This window comes from Enterococcus sp. AZ104, from assembly GCF_050546705.1.
GTDB classification, from domain to species: Bacteria; Bacillota; Bacilli; order Lactobacillales; family Enterococcaceae; genus Enterococcus; species Enterococcus faecalis.
Map to the genome: position 1 here is coordinate 21,741 of NZ_CP172952.1, position 22,416 is coordinate 44,156.

Below are 22,416 nucleotides of genomic sequence, written 5' to 3' on the forward strand. Positions count from 1 at the left end.
TTTACGTTCTTTTTTAATTTTATATAAAAATGAAAAACTATGGTAAAATAAAAGAAAACATGAAGGGGGCAATTGTCCGTGAATTATCAATTAGTGACAGATTCTTGTTGTGACTTGCCGTATACATACTTAAAAGAAAACCAAGTACCTTTTATTAGCATGAATATTCAAATTGACGGGAAAGAATATCGCGATGATTTAGGTGAAACGTTTGATTATCAGAACTTCTTAACGGCTATTAAAAATGGAAGTATGCCCACTACCTCTCAAGTTAATGTAGGACGCTACAATGAATTTTTCCGTCCTTTTGTGGAGCAAGGGTTACCGGTGATTTATTTAGCTTTTTCATCTGGGTTAAGTGGCTCTTATCAAAGTGCGTTGCAATCAGTAGAGATGTTAAAAGAAGAGTACGATAATGTAGAAATTCATATTATTGATACAAAAGCAGCTAGCTTAGGTCAAGGGATGTTAGTCCGAGAAGCCATTCGATTACAAACAGATGGTCATTCATTAGGAGAAGTTGTTGCCTATCTTGAAGAGCAAAAAATGAAACTTCACTCGTGGGTAACGGTAGATGATTTAAAACATTTAGAACGTGGCGGACGGATTTCTAAAACAGCGGCAGCACTTGGTGGCTTAATGAACATTAAACCAATTATTCGCGTGGATGCGGCAGGCAAACTAGCATCCGTTGGTAAAACTCGTGGACGAAACAAGTCCTTGCAAAAGATTGCGCAAGAAACGATTCAAGGCATTGTAGAGCCAATGAAACAAACACTGTTGATTGCATATGCGGGAACGAAAGATGACGCGGAAAAAGTCAAAGAATTAATTAAAAAAGAAATAGAGGTTAATGAGATACTGATTTATCCTCTAGGACCCACCATTACTAGTCATACCGGAATAGGTTGTATTGCTGTGTTTTCTTTTGGTGAAAAAAGAAAATAAAAAATGAGCCTGGGACAAAAATCACTTTGGATTTTTGTCCCAGGCTTAAAAATTGATAAACGGCGGGAACAGAAGCAACACTACGCGTTGCTCCGATCTCAACAACTTCTAAGAGCTAAAGCTCTAAGAGTTGAAGGTCCTTCGGAAATAAGCCGAAATTGTTGAGAATCACGAAGAACGTAGTGATTCGATGATGAACAATACCTACTTGGTCTCCAAAAATTATAGAACAATTTTCGGAAATTCTTTCTTATTTCTCGGAGTTAAACGCTTCTGTCCCGACCTCATTTTTTTAATAATCTGAACTGAATAAAACGTCCATTTGTTTTTGAATTTCTGGGTTTTCCAAGAATTCATCATAGGTTGTTTCTGCTCGATCAATGACACCTTTATCAGAAACAGCAATAATTCGGTTCGCTAATGTTTGGATAAATTGGTGGTCATGTGAAGCAAAAAGAATTGAACCAGTGAAAGCCATCAACCCATCATTTAATGCAGTGATTGATTCTAAGTCTAAGTGATTCGTTGGATCATCTAAAACTAAGACATTGGCTTTGGAAAGCATTAATTTTGAAAGCATGACACGCACTTTTTCGCCTCCGGAAAGAACATTGACTGGTTTTAGTACCTCTTCACCAGAGAATAACATCCGACCTAAGAAACTACGTAAGAACGTATTGTCATCTTCTTCTTTACCAGCAAATTGACGTAACCAATCTAAAATGGTTAATGGCTCTTCAAAGTTTTTGCTGTTGTCTTTTGGTAAATAAGCTTGGCTAGTTGTAACGCCCCAACGAACAGAACCTGTATCGGGAGTAATTTCGCCCATAATCACTTTGAATAACGTAGTCGTTGTAATATCTGAGTCAGCGATGAATGCCACTTTATCATCTTTTGTTAAGTTGAACGAGATATTATCTAAGATTTTTTTGCCATCAATCGTTACAGAGACATTTTCAACTTGTAATAAGTCATTGCCGATTTCACGTTCTGGTGTAAAACCAACGAATGGATAACGACGAGAGGAAGGTTGAATGTCATCTAAGGTAATTTTATCTAACATTTTTTTACGAGACGTTGCTTGTTTTGATTTTGAGGCATTGGCGCTAAAACGAGCGATAAAGTCTTGTAATTCTTTGATTTGTTCTTCTTTTTTGGCATTAGATTGTGCTTGCAATTTTGTCGCTAGTTGGCTTGATTCCAACCAGAAATCATAGTTACCAACGTAAAGTTTGATTTTACTAAAGTCTAAATCTGCCATGTGAGTGCAGACTTTGTTTAGGAAATGACGGTCATGGGAAACCACGATAACGGTATTTTCAAAGTTGATTAAAAATTCTTCTAACCAATTGATTGAGCGAGTGTCTAAACCATTTGTCGGCTCGTCTAATAGTAAGACATCTGGTTTGCCAAAAAGAGATTGAGCTAATAATACTTTGACTTTTTGACCAGCTGTTAATTCGCTCATTTTTTGATCATGTAATTCTTCTGGAATGTTTAGCCCTTGGAGTAAAACAGCTGCTTCAGGTTCTGCTTCCCAACCGTCAAGTTCAGCAAATTCGCCTTCTAGTTCTGCGGCACGAATCCCATCTTCATCTGAAAAATCTTCTTTCATATAGATAGCATCTTTTTCTTTCATTACTTCGTAAAGACGTTTATGTCCCATAATTACAGTTTCTAAAACAGTGTAGTCTTCGTAGTCAAAGTGATTTTGTTTCAGCGTCGCTAGTCGCTCATTAGGACCCATTGAAACCACGCCAGTTGTCGGTTGAATCTCACCTGATAAAATTTTAAGAAACGTTGATTTTCCTGCACCGTTTGCGCCGATTAAGCCGTAACAGTTGCCAGGAGTAAATTTAATATTCACTTCTTCAAAAAGTTTACGATCTGGAAATTGTAAACTTACATCATTAACAGTAATCAATTGTTTTCCTCGCTTTTAATATATTCTTGAACCTCTCTGCATTATATCGGCTACAGAACCTTTTTTCAAGGAGTTTCAATCTTTTTACAGAAACGAATAAAAAGGTGGGTTTTTTATAGAAAAAAGGCGCTTTTTTAAAATGTTTCATGTGAAACAGAAATTTTTTTCATGAAAGGGTTTTTAGTGTATTTTTTTAATGATACACTGTATCATGTAAATTAATTAGTGTATCGATTAAAGGAGCCATCAAAAATGAAGCGGATTGAAAAAATCTATCAATATGTTAAAGAGCAAACGAAGAATTTAACGCCAATGACCTTAACAAGTGATGCGGGAGTCACGACACAAGAAATTTCAGAACGTTTAAACATTCAGCGGACCAATGCTAGTAAAGATTTGAATCAACTGGTTCGTGAAGGGCGCTTGAAAAAATTATCTGGTCGACCAGTAAAATATGTCGCGCAGGTGGCGTTTCAGCATCGACCATTAACCAAGCCAGTTAAAAGTTATCGGGAAAAATCAATGGATCACTCCACAAAAACTTTTATCGAACCATTGGTTGAACCAGTAGTCACGACAAGTAAAACCCCAGAAGTTGAAGATATTTTCAAAAAAATTATCGGTTCAGCTGGAAGCATGAAAACGCCGGTTGAACAAGCCAAAGCAGCGATTTTATATCCGCCAAAAGGCTTGAATTGTTTAATTACTGGACCAACAGGTTCTGGGAAAACTTATTTTGCTCATGCCATGTTTCAATTTGCGAAGCTGAACCAAATTGTGGCCAAAGAAAAAGAGTTTGTGGTGTTTAACTGTGCAGACTATGCGCATAATCCAGAACTTTTGATGTCGCATTTATTTGGGTATGTAGAAGGGGCCTTCACAGGCGCTACGAAAGCGAAAGAAGGGATTATTGATGAAGCAGATGGCAGCATTCTGTTTTTAGATGAAGTACATCGGTTACCACCCGAAGGACAAGAAATGATTTTTTATTTTATGGATCACGGTGTGTACGCGCGTTTAGGTGAAACAGTGAAATCACATCATGCGGATGTTCGGATTATTTGTGCTACGACGGAGAATCCTACTTCTTCTTTATTGAATACTTTTGTGCGACGCATTCCGATTATCATTCAATTACCGAACTTTAGTGACCGTCCTGCGAAAGAAAAAATTGACCTCCTAAAAGTGATGGTTTCAATGGAAGCAGCGCGGATTCAACGGCGAATCTCTTTGTCAGAAGATGTGGTCAAAGCGTTAATTGGAAGTGTTTCTTATGGAAATGTCGGTCAGCTAAAATCGAATGTGCAACTTGTGACTGCGCGAGGGTTCCTTAATCAGATGGAACAAGAGGAATTAATGATTACGATGGACGAATTAACGGACAATATTAAAGAAGGCATTATGCAACTTGCCAGTAATCGAGAAGTATTGTCGGAGTTATCGAAATATCTGGAACCGCAATTAGTGGTATCACCAAATGAATCTTTAGTAGCTATTCAGTCAGATGCCTATGAATTGCCTTACAATCTATATGAGATTATTGGAGATAAAGCGGCTCTCTTAAAAGCAGACGGCTTGGACCAAGAACTAATTAATAATTTTATTACAACGGATATCAATGTTCATTTAAAATCTTTCTACAAAGATTATGGATTCACCTTTGATACAGAAAATAAATTGGCTGAAATTGTTGACCAACGAATTATTGATGTCACTAAGAAAATTTATAATTTTGCAGCGAAGCGGTTATCGTATTCGTTTCAACCCAATTTTATTTATGCAATGAGTTTACACATTAGTTCTTTCTTGAAACGCATCCAATTAGGTAAAGATCCTAAGCATCCTTTAAATGAAAGTATTCGAAATATGGTTTTAGATTATCCAACAGAGTTTGAAACAGCAAAAGAAATTAAAAATATTATTGAAAGTAGTTATCAGATGGAGATTCCTGAATCTGAAAGTTACTATTTAGCTGTTTTGCTCATTTCTTTAAGAGAAAATCCTGAGGCTGGCCGGATTGGCATTGTCGTGGCTGCGCACGGAAATAGTACCGCTAGCAGTATGGTACAAGTGGTTTCTCAATTGTTAAATGTTGATAATTTGAAGGCTGTGGATATGCCTTTAGATATGCCACCGAAAGAAGCTTTGCGTAAAATCGTTGAAGCAGTTGGTGAAGTGAATGAAGAAAATGGCGTACTATTATTAGTGGATATGGGTTCATTAAGTACGTTTTCAGAAGAAATTGTACGCCAGACAGGCATTGATGTGCGGACAGTAGACATGGTGACTACGCCAATTGTGCTTGAAGCGGCCCGCAAAACCGCATTAATTGATACACAATTGGAAACACTTCACGAGTCTTTAAAAAACTTTCATGGCTATGCCGATATTCGCCAAAGTGAAACGAAACAAATCATTGAAAATTGGAAAACAAGAGCAATTATTGCTATCTGCGCTTCTGGAGAAGGAACTGCGCGCCGAATGAAAGAGCTGATTGAGGAAGCTGTCTTGCCACAAATAGACTGGCATTTAGAAGTGATTCCTTTGTCCATTGTAAATATGAAAGAAGTCTTGCCTAAAATTCAAGAAGACTATGAAATTATTGCGACAACTGGGATTACCAATCCCAAAATTGGAGTTCCTTATATTTCCATGGAAAATTTCTTTTCCGGTGAAGCAGAAAAAATTATTCAGCAATTACTAGCAGAGCGGAAAGAAGAAGTAATGAATAAGCCGTTGGACGAAGCGGCAGCAAAAGAAATTTGTCTAAAATATATGGAGCAAAGTTTCACTTTCATTAATGGAAAAAAAATCATTGATCTGTTGTGGTCATTCGCTAAAAATATCCAAACCCAATTAGCGATGCCAGAAGAGTATACATTTTACATCAATTTGATTATGCACACATCGGGCATGTTGGAGCGTATTTTACGGAATGATACACTGACGGTTTCAGAAAAAGAACTTGGTCGATTGGTTCAAGAGCCAATTTATCCAGTGATTGTGGCCTCAATTGAGACTATGGAAGAAGCTCTTAATATGGATGTTCCAGCAGAAGAAGTTTATTTTATCGCACAGTTAGTCAAAAATGCTCAGTGTATCGAAGATAAAATCACCGAAATTGATACACTAGATTAATACAGAAAAAACGATACACTATTTATTAGTGTATCGTTTTTTTATTTTCTTAAAAAAACCTATAATTTTCTAGGTTTCGAACCGATACACTAAAGTTGGCACGAAACTTGCTTATAATAAGGTGTCCCTTTTTACCTAAAATTTTTAGGTAAAAAGACAAAGGTCCTAACCTTTAAAAATGAATTTAAAGGAGCATTCCCGATGGTAATGGATATTCGTTTAGCTCGAATTGATGATCGATTAATTCATGGCCAAGTAGCAACTGTTTGGGCAAAATTGACGAACATTAATCGCATTTTAGTGGTTAGTGATTCCGTTGCTCATGACAATTTGAGAAAAGCCTTGTTGGTTCAAGCTGCTCCACCTGGTGTCAAAGTAAATGTCATCACTGTTCAAAAAATGATTGATGTTTACCCTGATCCTCGTTTTGATTCGTTTCGAGCCATGTTGTTATTCACTAATCCTTTGGACGTGAAACGAGTGGTCGAAGGCGGTGTACAACTAACTTCTGTGAATATTGGCGGAATGAGTTTCAGTACAGGCAAGCGAATGATTACGAATGCAGTCGCAGTGGATGCCAACGATTTAAAAGCATTTCTGTTTTTAAATGAACAAGGTATTGAATTGGAAATTCGAAAAGTCGCAGCAGACAGCCAAGTGAATTTGATGGATTTACTGAAAAAAGAGCGTAGCAAAGAAAATAACGCCAGCTGACGTTCATTTTTACAGACGAAAGACATTGAAAGGATGTGGTGGCCTAGGACCAACATCATTGCTTCATGAACTGTATTGATAAAGGCAAGTGCTGATGTTGAAAAAAATCAAGAACTATTGAAATTTTTTCATTTATTTTTGTCAGAATCTGATTTATCTGATTTTTTTCAAAAAGTGAAAGCGTTTAGCAGTACAACCATGAAAAAAAACATCAATTATACAGGAGGTATAAAAATGGTAGGAATTATCCTAGCAAGTCACGGTGAATTTGCTGAAGGGATCTTGCAATCTGGTGCAATGATCTTTGGCGAACAAGAAAATGTAAAAGCAGTTACGTTAATGCCTAGCGAAGGTCCCGATGATGTAAAAGCAAAAATGCAAGAAGCCATTGCATCGTTTGACAATCAAGACGAAGTACTATTTTTAGTTGACCTATGGGGAGGAACACCATTTAACCAAGCGAACTCATTGTTAGAAGATCATAAAGACAAATGGGCAATCGTTGCAGGTATGAACTTACCAATGGTTATTGAAGCATATGCTTCTCGTTTCTCTATGGAATCAGCACAAGAAATTGCGACACACATTCTTGAAACAGCAAAAGATGGTGTCAAAGTTAAACCAGAAGAGTTACAACCAGCAGAAGCACCAAAAGCTGCTGCGACAGAAGATGCACAGCCAAAAGGTTCGTTACCACCAGGTACAGTTGTTGGCGATGGCAAAATTAAATTTGTGCTAGCACGTATTGATTCACGTTTATTACATGGTCAAGTAGCAACAGCTTGGACAAAAGCAACACAACCAAACAGAATTATTGTTGTTTCTGATGCCGTTGCAAAAGATGACTTACGTAAGAAATTAATCGAACAAGCAGCTCCTCCAGGAGTAAAAGCCAATGTTATTCCAATCAGTAAAATGATTGAAGTAGCGAAAGATCCACGTTTTGGCAATACAAAAGCATTATTATTATTTGAAAATCCTGAAGACGTCTTAAAAGTGGTTGAAGGCGGCGTAGAAATCCCAGAAGTAAACGTTGGTTCAATGGCTCACTCTGTTGGAAAAGTCGTTGTAAGCAAAGTATTATCAATGGGTCAAGAAGACGTTGATACGTTTGATGAATTAAAAGCCAAAGGCATCAAATTTGATGTGCGTAAAGTGCCAAATGATTCAAAAGCGAATATGGACGAAATTTTGAAAAAAGCAAAAAATGAGTTAGCAAACGCGTAACTCGCCAAATACAAATCAAAATAGGAGGCTTATCATGTCTGTTATATCAATTATTTTAGTTTTACTCGTTGCCTTTCTAGCTGGTATGGAAGGGATTTTGGATGAGTTCCAATTCCACCAACCGTTAGTAGCATGTACATTAATCGGATTAGTTACTGGTAATTTAGAAGCCGGAATTGTTTTAGGTGGTACTTTACAAATGATCGCGTTAGGTTGGGCGAACATCGGGGCTGCCGTTGCGCCGGATGCCGCTTTAGCATCTGTTGCCTCAGCAATTATTTTAGTTTTAGGTGGCCAAGGTGTTAAAGGTGTTCCTTCAGCGATTGCCATCGCAGTTCCTTTAGCGGTTGCAGGTTTGTTCTTAACAATGATCGTTCGGACAGTTGCGGTTCCAATCGTTCACATGATGGATGCGGCTGCTGAAAAAGGCAACATTAAACAAGTTGAAATGTTACACATTTTCGCTGTATGTTTACAAGGTATTCGTATTGCGATTCCAGCAGGTGCTTTACTATTCATTCCTGCTGACACTGTTCGTAATTTCTTAGAATCAATGCCAGCTTGGTTAACTGATGGTATGGCTATCGGTGGTGGTATGGTCGTTGCCGTAGGTTATGCATTAGTAATCAACATGATGGCAACAAAAGAAGTATGGCCATTCTTCATTATCGGTTTCGTAGTCGCAGCGATTTCTCAATTAACATTAATCGCATTAGGTGCTTTAGGTGTCGCTTTAGCTCTTATTTACTTGAACTTATCTAAAATGGGCGGTTCTTCTAACTCAAATGGCGGAGGCAACTCTGGCGACCCATTAGGCGATATTTTAAACGACTACTAATTCTGAAGGAGGAGCAAAGAAATGGCAGAAAAAATTCAATTAACTAAAAAAGATCGTTTAGCTGTAGCTTGGCGTTCAACATTTATCCAAGGTTCTTGGAACTATGAACGTATGCAAAACGGCGGTTGGGCATTCTCAATGATTCCAGCAATCAAAAAATTATATAAAACGAAAGAAGAACGTTCAGCGGCGTTAAAACGTCACTTAGAGTTCTTTAATACACACCCATACATTGCCTCACCAATCCTTGGTGTAACATTAGCTTTGGAAGAAGAACGTGCCAATGGCGCACCAGTTGATGACGTAGCGATTCAAGGGGTTAAAGTTGGGATGATGGGTCCTTTAGCCGGTGTTGGTGACCCAGTTTTCTGGTTTACTGTTCGTCCAATGTTAGGAGCTTTAGGTGCTTCCTTAGCAATGGGTGGTAATATCTTAGGCCCAATCTTATTCTTCGTTGCTTGGAACTTAATTCGTTGGTCATTCATGTGGTATACACAAGAGTTTGGTTACAAAGCAGGTTCTAAAATTACTGATGACCTTTCAGGTGGTTTACTACAAGATATTACAAAAGGTGCTTCTATTTTAGGGATGTTCGTACTGGCCGCATTAGTTCAACGTTGGGTATCGATTAAGTTCTTACCAATTGTCTCACAAGTTAAGTTAGACAAAGGTGCTTATATCGAGTGGGATAAACTTCCTGCTGGCGGTGAAGGAATGCATAAAGCCTTTGAACAAGTGAACCAAGGCTTGGCGCTTTCACCAACGAAAGTTACTACTTTACAAGATAACTTAGATCAATTGATTCCAGGTCTAGCACCATTACTACTTACATTCTTATGTATGTGGTTATTGAAGAAAAAAGTTAGCCCAATCGTTATCATTCTTGGTTTATTCGTAGTCGGCGTAGTCGGCCACTTAATCGGCTTATTATAAGAATGACGAAGTAAGTTCATTACTTCTAATCAAAAAAAGCGGAAGAGAAGTCGAGAAACTTTTCTTCCGCTTTTTTAAACAAAGATGTAATTTTGTTTGTTTCGATCAGGAAAGAAACGTATAATAAAGAGGAATTAGTCGAATGAAATGGAGCAGATAACATGGTACAATCATTAAACACAAAAGTTGATTTAGTTATAGATGCGACGGCATTTACAGGATTAACAGATTATGGACAAATTATGATAGGTGACCGCGGGTTTGAATTTTACCATGCCAAAGATCCACGTAAGTTTATCCAAATTCCGTGGGAAGAAGTCGATTACGTGTTGGCTTCAGTAATGTTCAAAGGAAAATGGATTCCTCGTTATGCGATTCAAACCAAGAAAAATGGGACGTATACGTTTGCTTCAAAAGAGCCGAAGCGAGTGTTACGAGCTATTCGTGAATATGTTGATCCAGATCACATGGTCCAATCTTTGAGTTTCTTTGATGTCATAAAAAGAGGGATCCTCTCGATTGGGAAAAAGAAAAAATAATTTATAACTGTTACTTTTTTATAAACTAGATGAAAAAGTAGCGGTTTTTTTGTGGGAAAACGAGGGACTTATTTATACAAAAAAGGCACAATTTTGCACCAAAAAAGAGACAATCAAGTGATACGTTGTTTTTAATGGAGTTATCATTGAAATGGTTTTCAGAAAGCACGATGAAAATATTTGACACCTTGTAAAATAGTAGTAACATAATAAGTGTAATAAATTATTTTATAGAGGAGTGAGTGTCATGGAACAACGACAACATCATGGAATGGACTGGGGTTCATTAGTATTAGGAATTCTATTTGTTCTGACTGCATTAATTTCTTTCCAAAATCCTGCCGGTAATTTAATTGCCATTGTGATGGTTTTTGCGATTTTTGCTATTATTAAAGGGATTTTTGAAATTTTTGTACGTAATCGTATGAAAGAATTGCTAGGCTACAAAGCTTATGCACCGATCATCTTAGGGATTATTGATATCCTAATTGGTGTTTACTTATTGTTTAACTTAAATATTGGTGTCGCTGTGTTACCATTTGTTTTTGCAATTTGGTTTTTATTCGACTCAATTTTCGGCTTATTTACTTTAGATTTTGCTAAACGAGTAAGTACAGGTTACTTCTGGTTCACATTAATTGTTGATGTTTTAGGGATTATCTTAGGTGTAATGTTATTATTTAATCCATTGTCTTCAGCATTAACTCTAAGCTTCTTAGTTGGCTTCTACTTTATGATGTTTGGTATTAGCAATATTGTATATGCTTTTAGATAAAAGAAGTAAAAAAAACAGGTTTTCCGAAAAGGAAAACCTGTTTTTTTAATAACGACGGCGGCAGTTACCATTATTTCCCGAAATTGTTCGAACAAGCCACACGATAATCGCTACGGGAACTAAAATTTTTACTGCTAGCCACAATAAGCTTCCCACGATACCGACAACGGCACTAAAGAGTGAACCGACAACTAAAAATAAAAGGACCACTAAAAGAATATTTATAAACATTGGTCGTTGATTATTCATACGTACTACCTCCAAATTTTTCCTGTTTTCTATATACAGAGTATAGCAAGAAAGCGCAACAAACACCTCCATCGGAAGGCTGATTTTTTTCTCTGGCGAATGATGGAGCCGCTGTTGGTTATTTTGGACTTTCTTATTGAAATAATCAGAATATTCTGGTGTATAATTATAAAAAAGGATTTAAAGTGAGGGATTGGATGTCGACTGAGGGATTAATCGCTTTGTTAGAAAAGAAACGAAATCATTTAAGTAAAATTGAAAATCAAGTACTGGATTATATTTTGACGCATATGACGGAAATTAGTTCACAAACCATTTATGAGGTGGCGCAGGCGTTGTTTGTCTCAACAGCCACTATTTCTCGAACAGCAAAACACTTAGGTTATCGAGGCTTCCAAGAATTAAAATACGCGATCGTCCAATCGGTGCAGAGCGAGAGCACAGAAAGCGATAGTCGTAGTTTTCAAGCCATTACACAACAGTTGATCGCCAATGTGCAAGACAGTTTTCAACAAATGGATGAAGCCAAAGTCGCGGAAATGCTTAAAATGATTGAGCGTGCGAATACGATTGAAGTGTTCGGTGTTGGTGGCAGTTTTCCTATTTGTACTGATTTTGCACGAAAGCTAACATTTTTAGGAAAAAAAGCCTATGCACGATCTGATTGGGATGAACAAGCGGTAGCAGTTAAGAATCTGGATGGACAGGATTTAGCCATTTTTGTCAGTTATACAGGAGAAACTAAGGGGATTTTAGCGTATGCACGTGTAGCGCAGGAACAGCAAGTGCCGATGATTAGTTTGATTTCGACTAAAGGAAGCACCTTGGAAAAATTGTCGACGACGACGTTATTTGCCAAAGGGACGACACGTTATCATCAGCGCGTAGATTTAAGTTCAAGAATTGCTGTCATTTGTTTGTTCGATACGGTTTTATTAATGTATGCAGAGGCAAAGCAGCCGCGGTAATTTTATGCAACACCATACTAAATGATGTAAGGGGATACAGAAAGAGTGTAGCCTCTTTTTTCTTTGTTTTGGGCTAGTTATAATGAGGGCAATGAATGTAAACGCAATCATTTTTAGTTTTGTAAAGAATGAATGGAGGAGTTAAGAAATGGCAGTAAAGAAAAAGAAAGCGACTTTCTGGGAGTTTTTCCAAGGATTAGGTAAAACGTTTATGTTGCCAGTGGCTTTATTAGCTTTTATGGGGATTTTGTTGGGATTAGGAAGTTCTTTTTCCAGTGAATCCATGATTGAAACGATCCCGTTTTTAGGAAAGCCCGCAGTAAAAATTATTTTCCAATTTATGTCGACAATTGGTGGTTTTGCGTTTGCCTATTTACCTGTCATGTTTGCAATGGCCATTCCGTTGGGGTTAGTTCGGAAAGAAAAAGGAATTGCTGCGTTTTCAGGTTTCGTAGGCTATACGGTGATGAATTTAGCGATTAATTTCTATTTAGTGCAGACGAATCGTCTCGTGGATCCTGAACAGTTGCGGGAAGCCGGCCAAGGAATGGTTTTTGGGATTCAAACGATTGAAATGGGCGTTCTTGGTGGAATTATCGCTGGGCTTATTGTATATAAGTTGCATAATCGATTTTATACGGTGCAACTACCAGATAGTTTTGCCTTCTTTTCTGGCGCACGGTTTGTACCAATTATTACTTCATTAGTGATGGCATTCGTGGGCTTAGTAATTCCGTTAGTTTGGCCACTTTTCGCGCTAATGATTATGGGGATTGGCCAACTTATCCAACGTTCTGGTATTTTTGGGCCTTTTCTGTTTGGGTCAGGGGAACGTCTACTGTTGCCGTTTGGGTTGCATCATATTTTGGTTTCCATGATTCGTTTTACTGAAGCAGGGGGTTCAGCGGTGGTGGCTGGCAAAGAAGTGTTTGGTGCGTTAAATATTTTCTATGCAGAATTGCAAAATAATTTACCGATTTCACCAAGCGCAACAGCTTTCTTGTCACAAGGGAAAATGCCGACCTTTATTTTTGGCTTACCAGCGGCGGCACTTGCGATGTATCATACTGCAGCTCCGGCGAATCGACATAAGATTAAAGGCTTACTCCTTTCGGGTGTAATTGCTACGGCTATCACTGGCATTACAGAACCAATTGAATTTTTATTCTTATTTATTAGTCCGTTATTATGGCTGTTTCATGTCATTATGACTGGTCTAGGTTTCATGGTAATGGCTTTATTGGGTGTTGTGATTGGGAACACTGATGGCGGGCTACTGGACTTTGTTATTTTTGGCTTGTTACAAGGAACTTATACAAAATGGTGGTGGGTTCTCATTGTCGGCGCTATCTGGTTTGTTATTTATTATTTCGTCTTTAAAACAGTCATTGTAACCTTTGATTTAAAAACACCTGGACGAGACAAGGTTTTAGATGAGACTGAATATACCGATCAAGAAGTTCAATATAAGAAAACGGGTGGCTATGATGCGCCTGGGATTTTAGCGGCTTTGGGTGGGCAAGAGAATATTCAAGCTATTGATAATTGCATTACGCGTTTACGTTTAGTGTTAGCAGATGCTAATAAAGTAGATGATGACAAATTAAAGCAATTAGGGGCTTTAGGCGTTGTACATTTAGATGCGCAGAATGTACAAGTGATTATCGGAACCAAAGTGACAACGGTCCGTAATCAATTAGAGATGATTTTAGGTTAGAAAAAAGACAGAAGGTGAAGAGTGTGTCGTTTGATAAAGCAATTGATCGACGAGGAACGTATTGTACACAGTGGGATTTTGTAGAAGACCGATTTGGGGAAGCGGACTTGCTTCCCTTCACTATTTCCGATACGGATTTTGCTGTGCCAGAGGCAGTTCTGGCAACATTACAGGAGCGTTTGAAACATCCCGTATTTGGCTATACGAGGTGGAACCATCCGCAATTAAAAGAAGCAATTCAAACGTGGTACCAGACAAGATTCCAGACGAAGATTGAAGAACACTGGATTATGTATACCCCGACCGTTATCTATGGGATTTCTGCTTTGATTCAATTATTGACTAACGAAGGGGAGGGCATTATTTTACAAACACCTGCCTATGATGCATTTTTTAAAGTTATTCAGGAAAATAAGCGGCAAGTAGTGGCGAATGAACTGCTTTATCAAGAGAAGCGCTACAGCATTGATTTTATTGATTTAGAAAAAAAACTAGCGCAACCAGAAAATCGCTGTTTGCTTTTATGTTCCCCGCATAATCCAACAGGACGTGTTTGGGAGCAATGGGAATTAGAGCGAATGGTTTCATTGTGCCAACAGTATGATGTGTTTTTACTTTCTGATGAAATTCATATGGATATCGTTAATAAAGGCCAAGTTCATCGACCAATTACGCAATTTGATTATAAAAAATCTGCCATTATTACCAGTGGCACGAAAACCTTTAATTTTCCAGGGCTGATTTTTGCTTACACCTTAATTCCAGATAACGAATTGCGTGACGCTTTTCAGCTCAAATTAAAAAACGCCGATGGTTTATCATCAACAAGTATTTTGGGAATGCTAGCAACCATGACGGCCTATCAAAAATGTGGTACTTGGGTTGACGAGTTGAATGATTATTTAGCGGAGAACCAACGTTACGTGAAAGATTTTTTACAGACATATTTGCCAAAAATTAAAGTGACGGAGCTGGAGGCAACTTACTTAATGTGGTTGGATGTATCAGCGGCAGTTCCAGATGTGGTCCGCTTACAAGAGGCTTTAGTTTCTGTGGGGAAAGTCGCCATTATGGACGGCTCGATTTATGGCGGTAATGGGCAACGATTTTTACGGTTAAATATTGGCTGTTCGCAAGCAAAACTACACGAAGGACTTGAAAGGATGCGCCAAGGTTTTGAAGCTGTTTTACAAAAGGATGGCACAGCATCAGCGCTTGGGAATAATTGAGAAAAGATAGCATTCCGAAAATGGTTGCAGTACAATGGAAAAATAGAAACAAATAAAATAACAAAAAGTAACAACTTGTCATTTACTGGGGGAAAAGAAATGAAAACAATTAAAACAAAGCAAGCACCACAAGCAATTGGGCCATATTCACAAGCAAAAATTGTGAATGGTTTATTGATTACTTCTGGTCAGATTCCACTGGATCCTGAAACAGGCAAGGTGGTTGGTACAACGATTAAAGAACAAACCAATCAAGTACTGAAAAATATTCAAGGGATTTTAACAGAAGCTGGTAGTGATTTTGCTCATGTAGTCAAAACGACATGCTATTTACAAAATATGGCGGATTTCACGGCATTCAATGAAGTCTATGCTGAGTATTTTAGTGCGGAATATCCTGCACGCACAACGATTGAAATCTCTAAATTACCGATGGATGTGTTGGTGGAGATGGAGATTATCGCAGAAGTAGTGGCGTAAAAAATACAGATAAAAGAGTGAGAAAAAAATCGTCTTAGATTTTTTTCTCACTCTTTTTTTCAATAAAACAATACGATTCAGCCAAAATGTCTAGCCGTGCTGGAAAATTTTCAGCAAATAGGCTACCATGGAAGAAAATCGATAAAACGAAAGTTAAATGAACAGAAAAGAGATATGAAAGAGGCTACAAGATGAAAAAAAATATTAGCCAACTAACGCAGTGGTTGAAAGAACACAGTTTATTATTGAAACTAATTTTTCTTGGTTCTGTATTAGTTTTCGTGGCTAACCAAGTGACACATATCGCTCAAGGCATGACCTGGGCGGATATTTTTTCCACGATGGAACAACAAAGTACGGGGCGTTTAATTGGTATGGTCTTGGCAGGACTGTTAGGGGTTATTCCAATGCTCCTTTATGACTATGTAGTCGTTAAGTTATTGGAAAAAGAAGGTAAGCCACCAATGAAACGAATGGATTGGTTAACTTCGGCTTGGGTCACTAATACCATTAATAACTTAGCGGGTTTTGGCGGCGTGGTTGGGGCAACGCTACGGATTAATTTTTACGGAAAAGATGTACCGCGGGGCAAGGTTGTAGCAACGGTCTCAAAAGTTGCTCTGTTCTTGATTTCAGGGTTATCTATTTTATCTTTTGTGGCGTTTGTTGATTTATTTTTTATTCGAACCCAAAATGTTTTTCGTGAATATTGGGTTTGGTTATTATTGGGCAGCCTGATTGCGCCAGCGCTCTGGTTTTTCACGTATTTAAAACGGCGAACATTGTTTAAAACATTTTTTCCAAAAGCAGTGCTCCTATTATTCGGCGCTTCATTAGGTCAATGGCTAGGTGGGATGTTTGCTTTCTTGATGATAGGTCGCTTGATGCAGGTGCCAGTTTCGATGGTTTCTGTTTACCCAATGTTTGTTATCGCTACGTTAATCGGGATGTTAACCATGGTTCCTGGTGGTATGGGAACGTTTGATGTCTTAATGATTTTGGGCTTGTCACAATTAGGGATTGATCGATCACAAGCGGTCGTCTGGTTGTTGTATTATCGTTTGTTTTATTATGTGACGCCTTTTATGACAGGAGTTATTTTGTTCTTGCAACAAGCAGGCATGAAAGTCAATCAATTTTTTGATAATTTACCTCGGTTATTTTCACAAAAAGTGGCGCATTTTATTTTGGTGGCGGCGTTATATTTTGCAGGGATTATGATGGTTCTATTGTCGACTGTGACGAATTTGTCGAATGTCAGTCGTTTATTCCAAGTGTTACTTCCCTTTTCTTTTAATTTTTTAGATCAAACATTGAATTTATTTGTAGGATTCTTGTTATTAGGTTTAGCTCGAGGCATTTCTATGAAAGTGAAAAAAGCTTATTGGCCTACAATTATTTTACTAGGATTTTGTATTGTAAATACGGTGGCACGAACGACTTCGTGGCAGTTAATTGCTGTTTATGCTGTTATTTTATTGGCGGTTATTTTGGCTCGTAAAGAATTTTATCGTGAAAAGTTTGTTTATTCATGGGGCGCTTTAACGGTAGATAGTATTTTGTTTGGCTGCTTGTTTATCGGTTATGCGGTTGCTGGCTATTACGCCGCACGACCAGCTGGTGGCAATCAAGTTATCAATCACTTTTTGTTGTTTCCGTCAGATGATGTTTGGTTTAACGGATTGATTGGTTTAAGTATTTCCTTGATTGGTTTATTCTTTTTGTATCAATATTTAGCCGAAACAACTGTTACTTTAGGTGAGGGTTTTGAGGAAGCGCGGTTGACACGCTTTTTGGAAAAATTTGGTGGCAACGAAGGCAGTCAATTTTTGTATTTAAAGGATTATGGTCATTTTTATTACCAAGAAGAAGGTGAAGATCAAGTACTTTTTGGGTTTCAAATGAAGTTTAATAAATGCTTTGTCTTGGCGGATCCAATTGGGCAACGAGAGAAATGGACAGCGGCGACACTGGCGTTTATGGATCAAGCTGATTTGTTAGGCTATCAATTAGTTTTTTATCGTATTTCGGAAGAATATGTTATGAATCTTCACGATTGCGGCTTTGAATTTATGAAAGTTGGGGAAGAAGGCTTGATTCAATTTGATGAGCCGTCAACAGTGAATCAAACAGCCTGGACGGAAACAGTGACTGAAAAAATAGCAGCAGAAGCAGCGGATTTTCAGTTTGAATTTTATCCCGAAACGATTAGTGATGCCTTATATCAAGAGTTAGAACGAGTTTCTGCGGACTGGTCACGGAATCAAAAAGAGCGCTACTTTATTGGTGGACGGTTGGATCTCGAGTACTTGAAATGCAGTAGCGTGGGCTTGGTGAGACAGAAACAAACGGTCATCGGTTTCATTACTGGAAAAGAAATGGAAAAAGGCAAAAGTATTTCGTATGATTTGTTACGTATTCGTTCAGAAGCACCTGCTTTTACTAGAGAATATTTGTTCACTCATTTTATTGAAACCTATCAACAGCAGGGCTATCAATTAATTGATATTGGGATGGCGCCGTTGGCTAACGTAGGGGAGAGCAAGTACTCTTTCTTAAAAGAACGCTTTGTTAATATTTTTTACAAGTATAGTTATCAAATTTATGCGTTTCAAGATACACGCAAGCGCAAAGAACAATATGTCACTAGTTGGCAACCACGTTATTTTGCTTATCCTAAGCGGACCAGTGTACTCTTTGCTTTTGTGCAACTTTCCTTGTTGATTACGAAAGGAAGACATCAAAGTGTTTCGCTTGTGGAAGAAGCAATGACTGAAATTTAAAAAAATCACGCGATGACTTAGCCATCGCGTGATTTTTTTATTTGTCTTCTTTTTTACGGTTTCGTCTAGCAGGAATCAAGGTTACGTAGGCAACGAAACCACCAGTACATAGAACGAATAACACGATGCCAGGAATCAATCCTTCTGGTAAATAAGAGAACTGAATAGTATGGGTTCCAGCGCTGACAGGAACGCTTAGAAAGGCATCTTTAAAGGCTTTTGGGGTAACTTTTTTGCCATCAATTTTGACACGCCAACCTTTGTCATAAGGAATTGTAGTGACGAGTACTTGATCTTTGTCGGCGGTAAAGGTACCTGAAGCAGAGCGTTTGCCAGTGGTTAAATCAACGCCTTTTTCTTGCACGGCGGAAATGGCTTTTTCAAATGCATTGGTATTTAAGCCAACTACTTGCGGCTGAACAAAACTTACTGCTTTGGTTCCATAAAAACTTACTTTGAAGTTAACAGTTGTATCTTTTGGATAGTAGCCTAAATTATAATATTGGCCAGTAATGCCAATTTGTGATTGCTGACTTGAGCCGTTCACGGTGACCGTCGCAGTGGAACTTTCCAATTGAGCAAAATCCGTTGGGAATAAACTCAAATAAGCTTGCGTATTGGCGGGCACATTGACTGTATAAGAAATCTCTTTGGCTACGTTATGTTGTTTCTCCGTAAAAGTTACGCCAGCTGTATTTTGCGTAATTGTCACGTTATTTTGAAGCGTCATCGTTGGTTGATAAAAGGTAAAATACCGTTCATTGGTATTGGCTAAAGCATTTAGTAAATTTGTTTGACTACCTAAATTATCATTGAGAGGTTGCCGAACATTGTAAATCTCTTTGTCTGCTAAAAATCCTAACGGCAAAGCATTTTCGTTACGATAAAGCTGATATTTACCAGCAGCTGCTTGTCGCTCAAAGCCGAATTTCATTGGATTGTTTTCAGCAATATTGTATTTAATGCCCATCAAAGCATCCATTAACAAGGTATTATTTTGGTAACGAATATTTAAATTCGTGCCTCGCGAGCGGAAACCTAAGGCGTTTAGGTACGTTGAAGAATGTCGGTTCCGCACGGAAGAAAACATGCTAATGCCACTGTAGCCATAGTTAATGCCGTCATTGGCCGAAACACCATTTAAATTTTCCAAGCGGTAAAAGGTATCATTTTCTTTTTTTGTTTGATCGACTAGATTTTTTAAGTCAGGATAAGGTTCAGAATACAAGCTGCGTGATGCGTAGTTCCAATCATCTAAAATACCAGTGACCATCGCCCGTGTATTAATGATTGCTTCACCAGAAACGAGCAGCAACAACAAAATCACTAAGTATTGCATAGGCGCTTTTTTCAATTGATAAAAAGCAATCCCGAAAAAGTATAATAGTAAAAAAGTTGCCGTTAATACGAAAGAGGTTAAAGTCACATACGTATAACTAGTAGCACCTTTTGTGCCCATTGCAAGAGCAAAAATTGCTAAAAGAATCAAAATCAAGCCGCTTAAGACGCCGAGATCATCCTTTTCAAATTTTTCCCAACCATAACCAGCAAGCAAAATAACTAGGAATGAAAAGAGGAAACTATAGCGGAAAAGAAACATGTTCGGCGCATGCATACCGTGCCAGAATAAATTTAAGGGCGTGATGTAAAAGCTAGCAATCAATAGGACAAACAAACTGCCAAAAAGTAGTTTGTTTTTCAATGGAACTTCTTTCGTAACGAAATAAAAGAGACAAAAAATCAAAGGCAACAACCCAATGTAAATAAAAGGAATGGACCCATATTTGGTTGTATCGTAAACGCCAATCATATTTTTCATAATAATATCTAAAAAGGCAGTCGCTTCTGTTTTAAAGGTTGTAATTTCAGAAAGAGTTTCACCATTGGTTCGTAAATCTAAGACAGCAGGTAAGACCATAATCATAGATGCTCCACCAGCTAAAAGAGAAGTAGTAAAATACGCAACGATTCGAGATTTATATCGTTGCCAGTCTGTAAACGTTCGTGCAAAATAGTACAGGAAGGAAAACAACCCAATCATAAAGCCAAAATAATAATTTGTAATGAAAAGCAAGAAATAACTGACAAACAATAATGTCGGTTTTCGTTGGTCCATTAAACGATGAATTCCTAAAATTACGAGTGGCAGATAAATAAAGGCATCCAGCCACATAATTAATTCTGAATGGGCCACAATGAAGGACATTAGCGCATAAGACACACTTAAAGTCACATGGGACCATTTAGGAATCTTAAAGGTTTGTTTTGCCAAGAACCAAAAACTCAAGCCAGCACTCCCAATTTTCAACAACGTTAGGAAATAGAGCGCATCAGGCATGTTTTGATTGTTAAAGAAAAAGACGAGCGGCGTAAATAAGCCACCAAGATAATAGGAAATTAAGGACAAGTAGTTTAGTCCCAAAGAAGCATTCCACGTATAGAAAAGACTTTGTTTTCCATGAAGAACATTGTTAAAGCTTGCGTGAAAATTTGAAAATTGAGAAAAGGCATCGCTGGCTAAAACACTGCGACTACTTCCTGGATAAATCCCAATACTCAAATAGATAATTGCCATAATTAAAAATGGAATGAAGAAACTGGCTAACATATAAGGCCAGTTGTTTTTTAAAAACTGCCTACTTTTATTTTTCATAAATAACCTCACCTGATTTTTCGAAAGTACCTATAGTTTATCATACTCTTTATTTGATGTACCAATAGAAGAAAAACTTTAAAATTTTATTAGGATCCTAAGGGTGGAGTGAAGAAGAATTAGTAGTAAGGGATTGACATTCAAATGCTAAATCACCAGCTATGTTTAGAAAAGAGCGTAGAGTCGAATAAACAAATTACTGAAGGATTTACTATTGAATGGGGTGTTATTGTGTATCAATTCATTTCATTCGCACTTCCAGTATCACATGTTTTTAAAGTAGGTCAAGTTTTGTGGTTATAAATTAAGTTGAAATGAAGCGATTGTTCTACACTCAAGCTAGCTTCTAGCGAGGGATTAAAAGACTCTCAAACGGTTATATGAAGTCGATTTTCCAATCACCACATCAAACAACGAATATTCTCCGAAAAATTGCTGAAAACGCCCTGTGGATAACTTTGTGCATAACTCTGTTGAAAACCACAAAAAAGCTTTTTATCTCGGTTTATCCACAAGGATAAGTTTTCGAGTTGCTAAAAAAAAATAGACGCAAGTTCAGAAGGCCTGCTTGCTAAAAATAAAGGAATCCCTAAAGTTGAAAGAAGATTAAAACGTTATTAAAACAACGTTTTAATCTTCTTTTTTCTAGAATTTACAAAGATTTAATGTCGAACAAATAAGCACTGTGGAAAAGTTTTTTGGAAAAAATAAGAAATTTCATCCACAAAGTTTTCTGTGGAGAATTTAAAAATGCTTGTCAAGCTTTTTTTGAAAAAATGTGGATAACTTTTTAAAGACACGCTTTTTTCCATTTGCGAATTTGCGTTCGGAAACTAGTAAAAGGGGCAACGCTATTAATGTGAATCCATTTCCAAAGAGGCCATTGTGCTTTGGTAGTCGCCCAAGCCCGTTGTTGAGGTAAAAATAATTCGTCTTCGGAAAGCGAGTCAATCCAATGAAGTAATTTTTCTAAGGTGTCTTGCAACGCAATCAGCTGACTTTCTAAACTCATTTGTCCATAGGTTTGATAAAATGATTGATAGAGAGCACCCAGTTGATTCCATTTATAACCTTCAGCTGGCGTTTGAACGGTCAGACCACGTTGTTCTTGTTCTTCCCAAGAAAGCAGCAAGTTGAGCCAGCCTAATTGATAGGCTAAGTTCTCTGAAGGTGTTTTAGCTACTGTTTCAATTCGGTGATCTTTAAGTGTTTCAGGAATTTCTGCAAATTCAGCTAAATATTTTTGTGAAGCTATTTGAATGGCCTCAATCAAGGCTTCTTTTGATTCATAGGTTCGCATT

General features: G+C 37.7%; 17 protein-coding genes. 13 read left to right on the top strand and 4 right to left on the bottom strand.

The window, feature by feature from the left end:
* Positions 1 to 78: 78 nt before the first annotated feature.
* The gene (locus IGJ37_RS00085; RefSeq protein WP_104866470.1) at positions 79 to 948 is read left to right on the top strand and encodes a DegV family protein; all 870 of its coding nucleotides are present in this window, start codon (positions 79 to 81) and stop codon (positions 946 to 948) included.
* A 292-nt stretch (positions 949 to 1,240) separates the two neighbouring features.
* Here the strand turns inward: IGJ37_RS00085 and IGJ37_RS00090 are convergent, their stop codons facing one another.
* Positions 1,241 to 2,872 carry an ABC-F family ATP-binding cassette domain-containing protein gene (locus IGJ37_RS00090; protein ID WP_325815127.1) on the bottom strand — a complete coding sequence of 544 codons (1,632 nt, stop codon included), beginning with the start codon at positions 2,870 to 2,872 and terminating at the stop codon, positions 1,241 to 1,243.
* A gap of 252 nt (positions 2,873 to 3,124) precedes the next feature.
* Here IGJ37_RS00090 and IGJ37_RS00095 point away from each other — a divergent pair, with 252 nt between their 5' ends.
* From IGJ37_RS00095 to IGJ37_RS00125, 7 genes are all read left to right on the top strand, one after another.
* Positions 3,125 to 6,010, top strand: coding sequence for a sigma 54-interacting transcriptional regulator (locus tag IGJ37_RS00095; protein ID WP_002356028.1), 2,886 nt, complete (start codon positions 3,125 to 3,127; stop codon positions 6,008 to 6,010).
* Between the two features lie 201 nt (positions 6,011 to 6,211).
* Complete coding sequence (locus tag IGJ37_RS00100; RefSeq protein WP_002385473.1) at positions 6,212 to 6,724, top strand: mannose/fructose/sorbose PTS transporter subunit IIB; 513 nt, start codon at positions 6,212 to 6,214, stop codon at positions 6,722 to 6,724.
* 234 nt (positions 6,725 to 6,958) lie between these two features.
* Positions 6,959 to 7,951, top strand: a complete 993-nt coding sequence (locus IGJ37_RS00105) for a mannose/fructose/sorbose PTS transporter subunit IIA (RefSeq protein ID WP_002356030.1) — start codon at positions 6,959 to 6,961, stop codon at positions 7,949 to 7,951.
* Between the two features lie 34 nt (positions 7,952 to 7,985).
* Complete coding sequence (locus IGJ37_RS00110; protein ID WP_002356031.1) at positions 7,986 to 8,789, top strand: PTS mannose/fructose/sorbose transporter subunit IIC; 804 nt, start codon at positions 7,986 to 7,988, stop codon at positions 8,787 to 8,789.
* A gap of 21 nt (positions 8,790 to 8,810) precedes the next feature.
* Positions 8,811 to 9,722: a PTS system mannose/fructose/sorbose family transporter subunit IID gene (locus IGJ37_RS00115; protein WP_002356032.1), complete on the top strand. Its 912-nt coding sequence runs from the start codon at positions 8,811 to 8,813 to the stop codon at positions 9,720 to 9,722.
* Positions 9,723 to 9,883: 161 nt separating this feature from the next.
* Complete coding sequence (locus tag IGJ37_RS00120) at positions 9,884 to 10,261, top strand: DUF956 family protein (RefSeq protein ID WP_002356033.1); 378 nt, start codon at positions 9,884 to 9,886, stop codon at positions 10,259 to 10,261.
* Between the two features lie 247 nt (positions 10,262 to 10,508).
* Positions 10,509 to 11,036, top strand: coding sequence for an HdeD family acid-resistance protein (locus IGJ37_RS00125; protein WP_002356034.1), 528 nt, complete (start codon positions 10,509 to 10,511; stop codon positions 11,034 to 11,036).
* Positions 11,037 to 11,081: 45 nt separating this feature from the next.
* Here IGJ37_RS00125 and IGJ37_RS00130 read toward each other — a convergent pair whose 3' ends face one another.
* The gene (locus IGJ37_RS00130; RefSeq protein WP_002381332.1) at positions 11,082 to 11,285 is read right to left on the bottom strand and encodes a hypothetical protein; all 204 of its coding nucleotides are present in this window, start codon (positions 11,283 to 11,285) and stop codon (positions 11,082 to 11,084) included.
* 197 nt (positions 11,286 to 11,482) lie between these two features.
* Between IGJ37_RS00130 and IGJ37_RS00135 the strand changes: the two genes are divergently transcribed.
* The 5 genes from IGJ37_RS00135 to mprF all read left to right on the top strand — a co-directional run bounded on the left by IGJ37_RS00135 (position 11,483) and on the right by mprF (position 18,462).
* Complete coding sequence (locus IGJ37_RS00135) at positions 11,483 to 12,253, top strand: MurR/RpiR family transcriptional regulator (protein WP_033593352.1); 771 nt, start codon at positions 11,483 to 11,485, stop codon at positions 12,251 to 12,253.
* Between the two features lie 148 nt (positions 12,254 to 12,401).
* Positions 12,402 to 13,970, top strand: coding sequence for a maltose/glucose-specific PTS transporter subunit IIBC (gene malX / locus IGJ37_RS00140; RefSeq protein WP_033593349.1), 1,569 nt, complete (start codon positions 12,402 to 12,404; stop codon positions 13,968 to 13,970).
* Between the two features lie 14 nt (positions 13,971 to 13,984).
* Complete coding sequence (locus tag IGJ37_RS00145) at positions 13,985 to 15,199, top strand: MalY/PatB family protein (protein WP_033626856.1); 1,215 nt, start codon at positions 13,985 to 13,987, stop codon at positions 15,197 to 15,199.
* A gap of 99 nt (positions 15,200 to 15,298) precedes the next feature.
* Positions 15,299 to 15,679, top strand: coding sequence for a RidA family protein (locus IGJ37_RS00150; protein ID WP_033598408.1), 381 nt, complete (start codon positions 15,299 to 15,301; stop codon positions 15,677 to 15,679).
* Between the two features lie 191 nt (positions 15,680 to 15,870).
* Positions 15,871 to 18,462, top strand: coding sequence for a bifunctional lysylphosphatidylglycerol flippase/synthetase MprF (gene mprF / locus IGJ37_RS00155; RefSeq protein ID WP_325815130.1), 2,592 nt, complete (start codon positions 15,871 to 15,873; stop codon positions 18,460 to 18,462).
* A 37-nt stretch (positions 18,463 to 18,499) separates the two neighbouring features.
* On the opposite strand, the gene IGJ37_RS00160 is transcribed toward mprF, so the two are convergent.
* Together IGJ37_RS00160 and IGJ37_RS00165 are read right to left on the bottom strand one after the other, a co-directional pair.
* Entirely contained in the window at positions 18,500 to 21,115 is a 2,616-nt protein-coding gene (locus tag IGJ37_RS00160) for a YfhO family protein (RefSeq protein WP_002361467.1), read from the bottom strand.
* Between the two features lie 790 nt (positions 21,116 to 21,905).
* Positions 21,906 to 22,415 carry a ClbS/DfsB family four-helix bundle protein gene (locus IGJ37_RS00165; RefSeq protein ID WP_002356044.1) on the bottom strand — a complete coding sequence of 170 codons (510 nt, stop codon included), beginning with the start codon at positions 22,413 to 22,415 and terminating at the stop codon, positions 21,906 to 21,908.
* Between the last annotated feature and the right edge of the window lies 1 nt (position 22,416).

Excerpts from the sequence above, each read along its gene's own strand:
- IGJ37_RS00095 (WP_002356028.1), top strand. The coding sequence starts at position 3,125 with ATGAAGCGGATTGAAAAAATCTATCAATATGTTAAAGAGCAAACGAAG.
- IGJ37_RS00100 (WP_002385473.1), top strand. The coding sequence starts at position 6,212 with ATGGTAATGGATATTCGTTTAGCTCGAATTGATGATCGATTAATTCAT.
- IGJ37_RS00105 (WP_002356030.1), top strand. The coding sequence starts at position 6,959 with ATGGTAGGAATTATCCTAGCAAGTCACGGTGAATTTGCTGAAGGGATC.
- IGJ37_RS00110 (WP_002356031.1), top strand. The coding sequence starts at position 7,986 with ATGTCTGTTATATCAATTATTTTAGTTTTACTCGTTGCCTTTCTAGCT.
- IGJ37_RS00115 (WP_002356032.1), top strand. The coding sequence starts at position 8,811 with ATGGCAGAAAAAATTCAATTAACTAAAAAAGATCGTTTAGCTGTAGCT.
- IGJ37_RS00120 (WP_002356033.1), top strand. The coding sequence starts at position 9,884 with ATGGTACAATCATTAAACACAAAAGTTGATTTAGTTATAGATGCGACG.
- IGJ37_RS00125 (WP_002356034.1), top strand. The coding sequence starts at position 10,509 with ATGGAACAACGACAACATCATGGAATGGACTGGGGTTCATTAGTATTA.
- IGJ37_RS00130 (WP_002381332.1), bottom strand. The coding sequence starts at position 11,285 with ATGAATAATCAACGACCAATGTTTATAAATATTCTTTTAGTGGTCCTT.
- IGJ37_RS00135 (WP_033593352.1), top strand. The coding sequence starts at position 11,483 with ATGTCGACTGAGGGATTAATCGCTTTGTTAGAAAAGAAACGAAATCAT.
- malX (WP_033593349.1), top strand. The coding sequence starts at position 12,402 with ATGGCAGTAAAGAAAAAGAAAGCGACTTTCTGGGAGTTTTTCCAAGGA.
- IGJ37_RS00150 (WP_033598408.1), top strand. The coding sequence starts at position 15,299 with ATGAAAACAATTAAAACAAAGCAAGCACCACAAGCAATTGGGCCATAT.
- mprF (WP_325815130.1), top strand. The coding sequence starts at position 15,871 with ATGAAAAAAAATATTAGCCAACTAACGCAGTGGTTGAAAGAACACAGT.
- IGJ37_RS00160 (WP_002361467.1), bottom strand. The coding sequence starts at position 21,115 with ATGAAAAATAAAAGTAGGCAGTTTTTAAAAAACAACTGGCCTTATATG.
- IGJ37_RS00165 (WP_002356044.1), bottom strand. The coding sequence starts at position 22,415 with ATGCGAACCTATGAATCAAAAGAAGCCTTGATTGAGGCCATTCAAATA.